Source organism: Sphingobium sp. TomTYG65 (assembly GCF_055395525.1).
Genome location: NZ_AP027330.1, coordinates 2,061,285 through 2,073,492 on the forward strand (window position 1 = coordinate 2,061,285; position 12,208 = coordinate 2,073,492).

A 12,208-nucleotide genomic window follows, 5' to 3' on the forward strand; every position below is an offset into this window, starting at 1 on the left:
TACGACATTTATTGCCTCCAGTTTCGCGGGCTGAGGCATGAGCAAAAAGGTTCTGATTGTCGAAGACGAGATTTTCGTCGCGCTGGAAATTGAGCAGATTGTCGAGGACGCCGGTTTTGCGGTCAGCGCCATTGCAGCTGATCGTGAAAGCGCCCTCGTCGCGGCGGCGGATTGCGACATCGCACTGGTCGATCTCAATCTGCGCGATGGGCCTACGGGTCCCAGCATCGGCATGGAGCTTGCCGCCACCTATGGCGTGCGCGTGATTTACGTCACCGCCAATCCCGCCCAGATCGGCGCCGCGTCTCAGGCTGCGCTGGGGGTCATCACCAAACCGTTCCGCCCGCAAAGCATCGCCGCTACGCTGCACCTCGCCGCGTCGAACCAAAATGACCTGGAAACGGTGGAGATTTCCGGCTTTACGCCCTTTCCGCCGCCGCCCGGCTCATGGAGCGGAATGGGATCCACAGGCTGACCAACAGCCCTTCGGGCCGCCAATCGCGCTGCATACGGCCGCCAAGCTGGCGCTCTGCGCTGAGCTGCATGAGGCGGCTGCCAAAGCCTTCATGATCTGACGGTCGAACCTGCGGCCCGCCTTCTTCGCGCCAATCGATGCGAATGTCCGTTCCCTCTTCGCGCACATCGATATGCACGCGGCCATGTGGCACCGACAACGCGCCATATTTCGCCGCGTTGGTGGCGAGTTCGTGGAACAGCAGCGCGAGCGGTGTCGCAGACCGATCATCGATCGCCGGATTCTCACCGGAAAAGACGATGCGGCTCTCGCCCGCATCATTATAGGGCGCGAAAATCTGCTCCAATATGCCACGCAGCCGGCCCTGTTCCAGATCCTCGTCCGCTTCGGCGCTGTGCGGGCGGACGAAGTCATGGGCGCGGCCCAGCGCCATGATCCGGTCGCGCAGATCGTCCGCGACGTTCCGAATGGCCGGGTTCTGCCGCGCGGACAGGCCGATCAGGCCGGATATCACCGAAAAGATATTCTTGATGCGATGGGACAGTTCATGCGCGATGATCTCGCGCTCCTCCATCATCAGCTTTTGTTCGTGAATCTCGGTGCAGGTGCCGATCCAGCGCAGGATTTTGCCATCGTCGTCGCGGATCGGCAGGGCGCGGCCCAATGTCCAGCGATAGTCACCGCTATGATGCCGCAACCGATATTCGATTTCATAGGGCTCGCCGGTTTCCAGCGATCGGCGCCAGCGCGCCCAGGCCCGTTCGCGGTCGTCGGGGTGGAAGTTGCCGTTCCACCGGTCCCCATCGGTCGATCCATCCGAAACCCCGGTATATTCGTACCAGCGGGCGTTGTAATAATCATGATAGCCGTCCGGCAGAGTGGACCAGACCATCTGCGGCATGGTGTCGGCAAGAGTGCGGAACAGCCGGTCGCTTTCGGCCACCGCCTCGGCATCCCTGGCCTGGCGCGCGATCACGGCTTGGTCACGCCGCCGTCCCTCCAGTTCCACCATGACCTGATGCGCCAGCAGGGATATTCCCTGGCGCTGCAACGCCGTCAGATCCTGACGCGGCTTGTCGTCAATGACACAGAGCGCGCCAAGCGACGTGCCCTCCGCATCCAGCAGCGGCGCGCCCGCATAGAAACGGATATGGGGGGCGCCGGTCACCAGCGCGTTGGCGGCGAAGCGCGGGTCGGCCTGCGCATCGGGGATAACGAAGATGGCGCTCCCCTGCATCGCATGGGCGCAAAAGGACAGGTCGCGCGGCGTTTCCGCTGCATCCAGGCCGGTTCGGGCCAGGAAACGCTGGCGTTCCTGTTCGACGATGCTCACCAACGCGATGGGCGCGTCGCAGAGCGCGGCGGCGAAGTCGGTGATCTGGTCCAGGGTGTGGAAACCGCCTGCGTCCAGATCATAGCGCGCCAGCACTGCGGCGCGGTCCGTCTCCAGCCCCCAGCCGTCAGCCATCGCTGACCCGTTCAATATCGGCCCCAACCGCCGACAGCTTTTCCTCCAGCCGCTCATAGCCGCGGTCAAGATGATAGACGCGGTTCACCTGCGTCTCGCCTTCTGCGGCAAGTCCTGCAAGGATCAGGCTCATCGACGCGCGCAGGTCCGTCGCCATGACGGGCGCGCCCACCAGCCGATCAACGCCGCGCACGACGGCGGTACGGCCATTGACGCCGATGTCGGCGCCCATGCGCGCCAGTTCGGGCACATGCATGTAGCGGTTTTCGAAAATCGTCTCGGTCAGCACCGACGCGCCATCCGCCTTGGTCAGCATCGCCATGAACTGCGCCTGCATGTCGGTCGGGAAGGCAGGGAAAGGCGCGGTGGACAGCGTCAGCGGCTTCAGCTTGCCGTCCGCCGACACGCGGATGCCGTCCTTCAGCTCATCGATCTGCACGCCAGCTTCGCGCAGCGCGGCCAGGATAGCGTGCATGTCGTCGGCACAGGCGCCCGCCAACTCCAGCGAGCCACCCGTGATCGCCGCCGCGCAGGCGTAGCTGCCCGCTTCGATACGGTCCGGCATGACGCTGTAGGTCGCGCCGTGCAGCCGGTCACGGCCGTGGATGATGAGCTTGTCGCTGCCGACGCCCTCGATATCCGCGCCCATCGCGATCAGCAGCCTGCAAAGATCGACGATCTCCGGCTCCCGAGCCGCATTTTCCAGGATGCAGGTGCCCTTGGCGAGCACCGCCGCCATTACCGCATTTTCGGTCGCGCCGACCGATACGACGGGGAAGGTGTAGATGCCGCCGGGCAAGCCGCCGTCAGGCGCGCTGGCGCGGACATAGCCCGCGTTGATCTCGATAATCGCGCCGAACGCTTCCAGCGCCTTCAGATGCAGGTCGATCGGGCGGTTGCCGATCGCGCAGCCGCCCGGCAGCGAAACCCGCGCCTCGCCCGCACGCGCGAGCAGCGGCCCCAGCACCAGGATCGACGCACGCATCTTGCGCACGATGTCATAGGGCGCTTCGGTCGAAGTGACCCGGCCCGCGCGCATCGTCATCACCCGCCCGAAATCCTCCGGCCGCGCGCCTTCGATCATGGTCGAAACGCCAAGCTGGTTGAGCAGATGACCGAAGCTGTCGACGTCCGCCAGGCGCGGCAGGTTGCGCAGTGTCACCGGCTCGTCGGTCAGCAGCGCGCAGGGCAGCAGGGTGAGCGCGGCGTTCTTCGCGCCGGAGATGGGAAGGCGGCCGCTCAGCACTTTGCCGCCGCGAATATGAATGCGGTCCATCGGCTGGGTTCTTAACGTTAATTACGTGGCGCGCAAGGCAGGACGAGCGAGCGCAGCAGCAGGCCATGCGTGGTCCTGAGGATACGCCCACGAAACATTTGCATATTCCCGAGCATTATTGATCGAGTTTAGTGCAGCGCCTGTAAATGCAGCCAAAAGACGCAAGGGGCGTTTTGCCATCGTAACGACAAAATTTGATAAAAAGGTGCTTTGGGTGGCGACAAGTTGTTTCGCGGAAAGGCTGGCAAAGCATGTGCCCCTGTCCGATGCGGAAAAGGACGCGCTGACCAGACTTGAGGAAAATCCGCGCAAGGTGAAGCGCGGCGCAATGATTCAACGCGTGAACGAAACCGTCACGGAATTGTTCGTCCTGCGCGAAGGGCGCGTGATGAGCTTCGTCATCCTGCCGGACGGCAGCCGTCAGATACTGCGGGTCTATTTCCCAGGCGATTTTATCGGATCGGCCAGTACCATCTACAGCAAGGCGCCGGAATCATTGGTCGCCCTGTCCGACGCGATCATCTGTCCCTTCGACAAGCACGCCTTGCGCCGCCTGTTGGAACAATATCCGCGCGTCGCGGCGCTGCTGTTCCTGTTGTCCAGTTCGGAAAAGGTCGCGCTGACCGATCGGCTCGCTTCGCTGGGCCGTACGTCGGCCAAGGCGCGGGTCGCCGCCTTCCTGCTCGACATTTTCGACCGGCTGCGCGTCACCGACGACGGGGTGACCGACAGTTTCGACCTCAAGCTGACGCAGGAAGAGATTGGCGACGCCATCGGCCTGACGTCGGTCCATGTGAACCGGATGGTCCGTCAGATGGAACAGGAAGGGCTGATCGGCCGCGCGAATGGCCGCATCACCCTGCTCGACATGGCTCGGCTCGAAGAGATCGGGCACTATACCAACCGGCACAAGGATGTGGACCTGGACTGGATCCCGGGGCTCTGACCCAAAGCGGCACTCCCGTCATCCCAGCGAAAGCTGGGATATCCTTGGGCCAAGCACAGCACCAACGATCCAGATGCCAGCTTTCCCTGGCATGACGGATGCGTGTCTGCTCCTCAGGCCAGCAACTCGACGTCCCAATAAAGCCAGTCATGCCAGCTTTCATGCAGATAGTTGGGCGGAAAGGCGCGGCCATGTTCCTGCAATTGCCAGCTTGTGGGGCGGATCGGCGTCACATGCAGCTGCATATGCGCCTCCTTGGGCGTGCGCCCGCCCTTTTTGAGGTTGCAGGGTGAACAGGCGGTCGCGACATTTTCCCAGGTGGTGCGCCCCCCGGCTCGGCGCGGAATGACATGATCGAAGGTCAGGTCATTGGGCGATCCGCAATATTGGCAGACGAACCGGTCGCGCAGGAACAGGTTGAACCGGGTAAAGGCGGGATGCTCCGACGGCCTCACATATTGTTTGAGCGCGATGACAGAAGGAATCTTCATCTGCAGGCTTGGGCTGTGCACCTCTCGCTCATAGCTGGCGACGATGTCCACCCGCTCCAAAAAAACCGCCTTGATGGCGGTCTGCCAGGGCCAGAGGCTCAGCGGATAATAGCTTAACGGCGTATAGTCAGCGTTCAGCACCAATGCCGGACAGTTTTCCGGATGTCGTATCAGGTCGGGATGGTACATAAGAACCCTCGAACCCCCAATTGCCAGGCCCTGATTAATCAGGAACGTGACGGCAACATGACAGCATTAACCACCCCGACCCGTCAAGGGCCTGTATGAACCAATCCTTCACGCCACAGCATATGGTGACTCGCTTTGCGCCGAGCCCCACCGGCAGGCTGCATATCGGCCATGGCTGGTCCGCCCTGCTGGCCATGGACTTCGCCCGCGCAAATGGCGGCTCGTTTCGCCTTCGGATCGAAGATATTGACGGCACCCGCAGCCGTCCGGAGCATGTCGCCGGCATTGTCGAGGACCTCAACTGGTTGGGGGTCGCCTGGGACGGAGAGATCGTCTTCCAGTCCGATCGTCTCGGCCAATATGAGGCCGCGCTTCGCCAATTGCGCGAAATGGACCTGCTCTATCCCTGCTTCTGTTCCCGCGCCGACATAGCCGCGAGCGCGAGCGCGCCCCACGGTCCTGAAGGCCCGCTCTATCCGGGGACATGCCGGGATTTGTCGACGAGCGAGCGGGCTAGACGGATCACTGCCGGAGAGCCTCATGCCTGGCGCCTGGATATGGCAAGGGCGATTCAGCATGCCGGGCAACTTGATTGGCTGAATATCCCTTTCCCCGCTCGGACTGAGTTTGTCGAAGCTCCTTTCTTCTCTGCAATGCGGACAGAGCTTGTGCAGGCCGATCCGCTTGCCGCCGGTGACGTGGTCCTCGCGCGCAAGGACGCGCCCGCCAGCTACCATCTGTCCTGCACGCTCGACGACGCGGCCATGGGCGTCACCCATGTGCTGCGGGGCGAGGACTTGTTCGCCGCCACCCATGTCCATCGCCTGCTCCAGGCGCTGCTCGGCCTGCCCTCGCCAATCTACTGCCACCATCCGCTGCTGGTAGGCGTGGACGGCAGGCGTTTGGCCAAGCGCGACGGATCGATCGCGTTGGCTGATCTGCGCGCGCAGGGCATGGATCCGCAAAGGCTCGCCGCCGATCTGCGGGCCGCGCGCTTTCCGGTTGGCATTTCGCTGGCCAAAGCCTAGATTCGCATCATGAACACCGTTCTCGTGATCGCCCTCATCCTTGCCATGGCCGCGACCCTGTTCGCGCTGATCCGCGGCATCATCGCCTTTCTCCAGGCCAGCAAGGAACAGCTGAACGCGCCGGACGGCACGCCCAGTCCTTCCAGCCTCAAACAGAACAAGATGATGATGAACCGCGTCCTGTTTCAGGCGGCGGCGATCATCATCGTGGCGATCCTGCTGCTGATGAAGGGCAACGGCTGATCCGCCGATGGTGAAGCTCAACAAGATCTACACCCGCACCGGCGACGCGGGCACCACCGGTCTTGTCGATGGATCACGCCTGCCCAAACATGCGCCGCGCATGCAGGCGGTCGGCGATGTGGACGAAGCGAACAGCGCGATCGGCCTTGCCGTCCTCGCAATCGGTGATGCACCCGAAGCCGCCTGGCTGACCACCATCCAGAATGACCTGTTCGACCTGGGCGCCGACCTTGCCACGCCAGTGCCAGACGGGGAAGACGAACCCTGGGCGCTGCGCATCGTCGCCAGTCAGGTCAAGCGGCTGGAAGAGCAGATCGACGCCATGAACGCTGACCTGCAACCGCTCGACAGCTTCATCCTGCCCGGCGGCTCCCCTGCCGCAGCCGCCGTGCATCTGGCCCGTGCCATCACACGCCGGGCGGAGCGCAGCGCCACGGCCGCTGCGGTCGAGGTGGCGCTCAATCCCCAGGCGCTCGCCTATCTTAACCGCTTGTCCGATCTGCTGTTCGTCCTCGCCCGGCGCTTGAATGGCAATGGCGCTGGCGATGTCAAATGGGTGCCCGGCGCATCCCGCTAACCTGCGTTACTGGAACCTAATCCGCCCCTCATGCGCTTGTTTTTTGCAAGCGCAGCAGGAACCTGTGGAAAGGGGCAAGTATGGCGAAAAGCCGGATAGCACCGGGCCAGGAGGATCTGACGCCTCGCTATCGCGACGTTCGCGCGCTCAGCGAAGCTCTGGCTGCGCCGCTGTCCGACGCTGATGCCACCGTTCAATCCATGGCGGATGCGTCGCCCGCCAAATGGCATCTGGCGCATGTAAGCTGGTTTTTCGAAACCTTCGTCCTGCGCGACCATGTGCCCGGCTACCGGCCCTTCGATCCGCATTACGCCTATCTCTTCAACAGCTATTATGACGGGGAAGGCGCCCGCCATGCGCGGCCGTTGCGCGGCATGCTGACCCGGCCGTCGCTCGAGGAGATCCTCGCCTATCGCGCGCATGTCGATGCAGCATTGCTCACCGCCCTTCCGACCATGCAGGCGGACGCGCAGGCGCTGGTGACGCTCGGCCTCCACCATGAACAGCAGCATCAGGAATTGATGCTGACCGACATACAGCATCTCTTCTCCCTCAATCCGCTGGAGCCGGCGCTGTTCGACGCACCCAGCACCTCGCTCGCCGCCCTGCCCGGTCCCGTCCACTGGATCGAGGGCCGCCAGGGGCTGGTGGAGATTGGTGACGAGGGCAAGGGCGACTTCGCCTTCGATTGTGAGGGGCCCCGGCACAAGGCCCTGCTCCACCCCCACGCGCTTGCCCATCGCCCGGTCACCAACGCCGAATGGATCGCCTTCATCGAGGATGGCGGCTATCGCGATCCGGTACATTGGCTGTCGGACGGCTGGGCGTGGGTGCAGGCCGAAGGCGTGGAAGCGCCCCTCTACTGGCGGCAGGAGGCGCAGGGCTGGACCCGCTTCGCCCTGGATGGCCGCAAGCCCGTCAATCCCGCCGCACCCGTATGCCACATCAGCTTTTATGAAGCGGACGCCTATGCACGCTGGGCCGGAGCGCGGCTGCCGACCGAGGAGGAGTGGGAAAGCGGCGCGCTCAACGTCGCGCCTACCAGCGGCAATCAGCTGGACGGCCCGGCCTGCCCGCGGCCACAGGCGACTGACGGAGGTTCGGCGCTCACGCGCATGTTCGGCGACGTGTGGGAATGGACCGGCAGCAGCTATCGGCCCTATCCCGGCTTCCATGCCGCCGAAGGCGCGGTCGGCGAATATAATGGCAAGTTCATGTCCGGCCAGTTCGTGCTGAAGGGCGGCAGCTGCGCCACGCCGCGCGGACATGTCAGGGCAAGCTACCGCAACTTCTTCTACCCGCATCAACGCTGGCAGTTCACCGGGCTGCGGCTGGCCAAGGATCTTTGACAGATGCTGCTGACCCGAGAGACGCCGCTTCCCCCTTTTGCAGCCGATCCGGCCTTTTGCCGCGACATAGTGGACGGGCTGTCCCGCTTCCCCAAGGCGACGCCGCCACTCTGGTTCTATGACCAGCGAGGGTCGGAACTGTTCGACGCCATCTGCGATCTGCCTGAATATTATCCCACCCGCACGGAAACGGCGCTGCTTCAGACGCACGGCCCGGATTTCGCCGAAGCCATCGGCCCCGGCCGCGCCGTCATCGAATTTGGTGCGGGCAGCGCGCGCAAGACGCCGCACCTGCTGCGCGCCATTGATCCCGCTGCCTATGTGCCGATCGATATCAGCGGCGATTTCCTGCATGCGAGCAGCGCCGCGCTGGCATCCGCCTTTCCCGGTTTGCCGGTGCTGCCATTGGTGGGGGATTTTAACGCCGACCTCTCGCTCCCGACGACGATTGAGGGCCTGCCGCGCCTCGGCTTCTTCCCCGGATCGACCATCGGCAATCTGGAACCTGCCACCGCCGTCGATCTGTTGCGGGCCATGCGCCGCCTGCTGGGGGATGACGCGCGTCTGCTCATCGGCGTGGACCGGATCAAGGACCCGGCGCGGCTGGTTGCCGCCTATGATGACGCCGCTGGGGTGACGGCCGCCTTCAACCTCAACCTTCTCACCCGCATCAATCGCGAGTTGCAAGGCGACCTGCCGCTGGACGGCTTTGCGCACCGCGCGGTCTGGAACGACGACAAGGCGCGGATCGAAATGCATCTGGAGGCGCTTCGGCCGCTCCATTTCCATGTCGCGGGCTGCTGCTTCGACATGGAGACGGGGGAGACGATCCACACCGAAAGCAGCCACAAATATGGACCGCGCGACGAAAGGCTGCTGCTGCGTGCGGGCGGGTGGGAGCCGACGCGCCAATGGTCGGACGAGGAGGGGCTCTTCTCGCTGATACTTGCCTCAGCTGCTTAGCGAGCTTGCGCCATTAAGACCCGTTCGGACGATCCCTCACGCGATCCGTTCAATTCACGACCTTGGCCGACCAGGTGGTGATCCAATGCCATGCTCCTCGACATTCTCCCATGGCGCTCGCCTCCAACAGCCGGAAGCGCACGCCATCCCAGACATAGGATTCGCTGCTACCGCAATCGCCGATGCCCCTGCCCTTGGCGTAGCTCTCGAGCGAGGAGCTTTCCGGCGACCATGACGCGTTGACCAGCACCGGATGCCCGGCATCCTGGCTCCACCCGGGCTGATAGTCGAAGGTGGCGAAGCGGAAGCTGCGCCGTCCAGGAATACCGGTCGCGATCACCGGCACGGCGGAGAAATTATAGGCCCCAGCCCCGCACGGCACGAGCACCAGCGTCTCGCTTTTCGACAGGCGATGAAGTTCAGGCGGCGAAGCATCGCGCATCTCGTCGGTGCAGGCGGTGAACTTGCCTAGCGCCGCCAGTTCCTCACGCCACAGCGTAACCGGCGCAGCTCCCGCAGGAACAGGGGCGCGGCGGATCGACGGAAAGGCGGGCGCGGGGCGCACCGCGCTTGCGCCGAGCGGCCCCGTCGCGACCAGCGCCGCCATCGTCCCCGCACGCCCCTGCCGCGCATCCATATAGCGCATTGCGGCTGCTGCCCCGGCCAGCGACGGCCGCGCGATCACCGCGCCCGCGGAACGCACCTCCAGCTTGGTGCCCCGCGCCATCGCGACGGCGAGCGCACCCGCCTGCGGCCCCTGAAACGCCACCTCCCCATCCTGGCTTGCGGCGCTGGCGATCTTGCGGCCATCGACGAAGAAGGTCAGTTCCTCCGTCCCCTTGGCATCTCGGCTCAGCCATATTTCCGGTTCGGCAGCTCCGCCCGGGTCACGCTGGATACCCAGCATGACCGGCTTGTCCGGCCACTCCCCCTCCGGCAACAGCGACACGGCCTCGCACCGGGCGCGATTGTCGCAGCCGATGGTCCAGTCCTTGTAGGTTTCCAATGCGCCAGGCCGAGGCGCCTGAGCAAGCGCCGGAGCCAGACCGGTGACAGCCGACAGCAAGGCCGCCAGCGCGAATATATGTTTCTCCCCCATAGGGTTAAGTATAACTTAATTTATAAACCTATGGTAGAGTCTCAGTTGTGGAGAAACCGCCTATTCCACCATCAGGCTGAAGCGGTTTCAGCACCTACTTCTCCCCAGCCGCTACGGTGGACATCGGCCCCGGAGATGCTGAACCAAGTTCAGAATGACGCGTGAAAAGGTGGCCACGCTACCCAAAGAAAAAGGCCGGCGTCTCTCGACACCGGCCTCATGCATCAGGCAGCAGCCTTGGCGCGCGACATGCGCTTGCGCTCGTTCGGGTCCAGATAGCGCTTGCGCAGACGGATCGTCTTGGGCGTCACCTCGACCATTTCATCATCGTCGATGTAAGCGATCGCCTGTTCCAGCGTCATCTTCCACGGCGGGGTCAGGCGGATGCTGTCATCCTTGCCCGATGCACGGAAGTTGGTCAGCGCCTTCGACTTCATCGGGTTGACCTCAAGGTCTTCCGGCTTCGCGTTCTGGCCGATGATCATGCCTTCGTAGAGCGTCTCGCCGACGCCGACCATCAGGACGCCGCGCTCTTCCAGCGGGCCGAGGGCGTAGGCGACCGCCTCACCCGCGCCGTTGGAGATCAGCACGCCATTCTTGCGGCCTTCGATATTGCCCTTGTGGGGACCATATTTCTCGAACAGCCGGTTCATGATGCCCGTGCCGCGCGTGTCGGACAGGAATTCGCCGTGATAGCCGATCAGGCCGCGCGAAGGCGCCGAGAAGGTGATGCGGGTCTTGCCGCCACCCGACGGACGCATGTCGGTCAGTTCCGCCTTCCGCTGGTTCATCTTGTCGACGACCGTGCTAGAAAATTCATCGTCCACGTCGATGACGACCGTTTCATAAGGCTCGGTCTTGTTGCCATTCTCGTCTTCGCCGAACAGCACGCGCGGACGCGAGATACCAAGCTCGAAGCCTTCGCGGCGCATCGTCTCGATCAGCACGCCGAGCTGCAATTCGCCACGGCCGGCGACTTCAAAGCTGTCCTTGTCGGCCGATTCCGTCACCTTGATCGCGACGTTGCTCTCCGCTTCGCGCATCAGGCGGTCGCGGATCATGCGGCTCGTCACCTTGCTGCCTTCGCGACCCGCCATCGGCGAGTCATTGACGGCAAAGCGCATCGACAGCGTCGGCGGATCGATCGGCTGCGCCTTGATCGCGGTGGTGATCGACGGGTCGGCGATGGTATTGGCGACGGTTGCAACGGTCAGGCCAGCCAGCGAGATGATGTCGCCCGCCTTCGCCTCTTCCACCGGAACGCGGTCCAGGCCGCGGAAGGACAGGATCTTCGACGCGCGGCCGGTTTCCAGCACAGTGCCGTCGACATCGATGGCGTGGATCGCCTGGTTAACCTTCAGCGTGCCCGAATTGACGCGGCCGGTGAGGATGCGGCCAAGGAAATTGTCGCGATCGAGCAGCGTCACCAGGAAGCTGAACGGCGCGTCCACATCCAGCGCCGGCGGCGGCACATGATCGACGATCTTCTGGAACAGCGGCTCCAGCGTGCCCGAACGCAGCGACGGGTCTTCATTGGCATAGCCGTTGCGGCCCGATGCGTAGAGGACGGGGAAGTCGAGCTGCTCGTCGGTCGCATCGAGCGTCACGAACAGGTCGAACACTTCGTCCAGCACTTCCTGGATACGCTCGTCCGGGCGATCGATCTTGTTGACGACGACGATCGGACGCAGGCCCAGCGCCAGCGCCTTGCCCGTCACGAACTTAGTCTGCGGCATCGCGCCTTCCGACGAGTCCACCAGCAGGATCACGCCATCGACCATCGACAGGATGCGCTCCACTTCGCCACCGAAGTCGGCGTGGCCGGGCGTATCGACGATGTTGATGCGCGTGCCGTTCCATTCGACCGAAGTGGGCTTCGCCAGAATGGTGATGCCGCGCTCCTTTTCGAGGTCGTTCGAATCCATCGCGCGCTCTTCGACGCGCTGATTGTCGCGGAAGGTGCCGGATTGGCGGAACAGCTGATCGACCAGAGTCGTCTTGCCATGGTCAACGTGCGCGATGATCGCGATATTACGCAGGGACATGTTTTGCCTTTAGAATCGAGTTTCCCGGCTGGCGCCGCGCCTGACCAGAGTATCGCGCG

At 63.7% G+C, this 12,208-nt stretch carries 12 protein-coding genes; 7 read left to right on the top strand and 5 right to left on the bottom strand.

What is annotated here, in order from left to right:
- Window positions 1–37: 37 nt before the first annotated feature.
- Window positions 38–475, top strand: coding sequence for a response regulator (locus ACZ5Y5_RS10110; RefSeq protein ID WP_464808507.1), 438 nt, complete (start codon window positions 38–40; stop codon window positions 473–475).
- On the opposite strand, the gene ACZ5Y5_RS10115 is transcribed toward ACZ5Y5_RS10110, so the two are convergent.
- Together ACZ5Y5_RS10115 and murA are read right to left on the bottom strand one after the other, a co-directional pair.
- Window positions 420–1,943 carry a sensor histidine kinase gene (locus ACZ5Y5_RS10115; protein ID WP_464808508.1) on the bottom strand — a complete coding sequence of 508 codons (1,524 nt, stop codon included), beginning with the start codon at window positions 1,941–1,943 and terminating at the stop codon, window positions 420–422. The two genes, ACZ5Y5_RS10110 and ACZ5Y5_RS10115, sit on opposite strands and share 56 nt — an antisense overlap.
- The gene (murA, locus tag ACZ5Y5_RS10120; protein ID WP_464808509.1) at window positions 1,936–3,219 is read right to left on the bottom strand and encodes a UDP-N-acetylglucosamine 1-carboxyvinyltransferase; all 1,284 of its coding nucleotides are present in this window, start codon (window positions 3,217–3,219) and stop codon (window positions 1,936–1,938) included. Before murA ends, ACZ5Y5_RS10115 begins: the two co-directional genes overlap by 8 nt.
- Window positions 3,220–3,433: 214 nt before the next feature.
- Between murA and ACZ5Y5_RS10125 the strand changes: the two genes are divergently transcribed.
- Complete coding sequence (locus tag ACZ5Y5_RS10125) at window positions 3,434–4,165, top strand: Crp/Fnr family transcriptional regulator (protein ID WP_464808510.1); 732 nt, start codon at window positions 3,434–3,436, stop codon at window positions 4,163–4,165.
- A 113-nt stretch (window positions 4,166–4,278) separates the two neighbouring features.
- Here the strand turns inward: ACZ5Y5_RS10125 and ACZ5Y5_RS10130 are convergent, their stop codons facing one another.
- Window positions 4,279–4,845, bottom strand: a complete 567-nt coding sequence (locus ACZ5Y5_RS10130) for an HNH endonuclease (protein ID WP_464808511.1) — start codon at window positions 4,843–4,845, stop codon at window positions 4,279–4,281.
- A gap of 95 nt (window positions 4,846–4,940) precedes the next feature.
- On the opposite strand from ACZ5Y5_RS10130, the gene gluQRS reads away from it, so the two are divergent.
- The 5 genes from gluQRS (at window position 4,941) to egtD (ending at window position 9,005) form a co-directional block, all read left to right on the top strand.
- Window positions 4,941–5,873: a tRNA glutamyl-Q(34) synthetase GluQRS gene (gene gluQRS / locus ACZ5Y5_RS10135; protein WP_464808512.1), complete on the top strand. Its 933-nt coding sequence runs from the start codon at window positions 4,941–4,943 to the stop codon at window positions 5,871–5,873.
- 9 nt (window positions 5,874–5,882) lie between these two features.
- Window positions 5,883–6,116 (top strand): twin transmembrane helix small protein, encoded by a 234-nt coding sequence (locus ACZ5Y5_RS10140; RefSeq protein WP_464808513.1) that lies wholly within the window; start codon window positions 5,883–5,885, stop codon window positions 6,114–6,116.
- 7 nt (window positions 6,117–6,123) lie between these two features.
- Window positions 6,124–6,693, top strand: a complete 570-nt coding sequence (locus ACZ5Y5_RS10145) for a cob(I)yrinic acid a,c-diamide adenosyltransferase (RefSeq protein ID WP_464808514.1) — start codon at window positions 6,124–6,126, stop codon at window positions 6,691–6,693.
- Between the two features lie 80 nt (window positions 6,694–6,773).
- Complete coding sequence (gene egtB, locus ACZ5Y5_RS10150) at window positions 6,774–8,042, top strand: ergothioneine biosynthesis protein EgtB (protein WP_464808515.1); 1,269 nt, start codon at window positions 6,774–6,776, stop codon at window positions 8,040–8,042.
- A gap of 3 nt (window positions 8,043–8,045) precedes the next feature.
- Entirely contained in the window at window positions 8,046–9,005 is a 960-nt protein-coding gene (gene egtD / locus ACZ5Y5_RS10155) for an L-histidine N(alpha)-methyltransferase (protein WP_464808516.1), read from the top strand.
- Window positions 9,006–9,054: 49 nt separating this feature from the next.
- Here egtD and ACZ5Y5_RS10160 read toward each other — a convergent pair whose 3' ends face one another.
- Together ACZ5Y5_RS10160 and typA are read right to left on the bottom strand one after the other, a co-directional pair.
- Entirely contained in the window at window positions 9,055–10,104 is a 1,050-nt protein-coding gene (locus ACZ5Y5_RS10160) for a DUF1176 domain-containing protein (RefSeq protein WP_464808517.1), read from the bottom strand.
- 224 nt (window positions 10,105–10,328) lie between these two features.
- The gene (gene typA / locus ACZ5Y5_RS10165) at window positions 10,329–12,149 is read right to left on the bottom strand and encodes a translational GTPase TypA (RefSeq protein ID WP_464808518.1); all 1,821 of its coding nucleotides are present in this window, start codon (window positions 12,147–12,149) and stop codon (window positions 10,329–10,331) included.
- Between the last annotated feature and the right edge of the window lie 59 nt (window positions 12,150–12,208).

What these genes read in the sequence shown, in the direction of transcription:
- ACZ5Y5_RS10140 (WP_464808513.1), top strand. Translation starts at nt 5,883, where the DNA reads ATGAACACCGTTCTCGTGATCGCCCTCATCCTTGCCATGGCCGCGACC.
- ACZ5Y5_RS10160 (WP_464808517.1), bottom strand. Translation starts at nt 10,104, where the DNA reads ATGGGGGAGAAACATATATTCGCGCTGGCGGCCTTGCTGTCGGCTGTC.
- ACZ5Y5_RS10145 (WP_464808514.1), top strand. Translation starts at nt 6,124, where the DNA reads ATGGTGAAGCTCAACAAGATCTACACCCGCACCGGCGACGCGGGCACC.
- ACZ5Y5_RS10110 (WP_464808507.1), top strand. Translation starts at nt 38, where the DNA reads ATGAGCAAAAAGGTTCTGATTGTCGAAGACGAGATTTTCGTCGCGCTG.
- egtB (WP_464808515.1), top strand. Translation starts at nt 6,774, where the DNA reads ATGGCGAAAAGCCGGATAGCACCGGGCCAGGAGGATCTGACGCCTCGC.
- murA (WP_464808509.1), bottom strand. Translation starts at nt 3,219, where the DNA reads ATGGACCGCATTCATATTCGCGGCGGCAAAGTGCTGAGCGGCCGCCTT.
- ACZ5Y5_RS10115 (WP_464808508.1), bottom strand. Translation starts at nt 1,943, where the DNA reads ATGGCTGACGGCTGGGGGCTGGAGACGGACCGCGCCGCAGTGCTGGCG.
- gluQRS (WP_464808512.1), top strand. Translation starts at nt 4,941, where the DNA reads ATGAACCAATCCTTCACGCCACAGCATATGGTGACTCGCTTTGCGCCG.
- ACZ5Y5_RS10130 (WP_464808511.1), bottom strand. Translation starts at nt 4,845, where the DNA reads ATGTACCATCCCGACCTGATACGACATCCGGAAAACTGTCCGGCATTG.
- typA (WP_464808518.1), bottom strand. Translation starts at nt 12,149, where the DNA reads ATGTCCCTGCGTAATATCGCGATCATCGCGCACGTTGACCATGGCAAG.
- egtD (WP_464808516.1), top strand. Translation starts at nt 8,046, where the DNA reads ATGCTGCTGACCCGAGAGACGCCGCTTCCCCCTTTTGCAGCCGATCCG.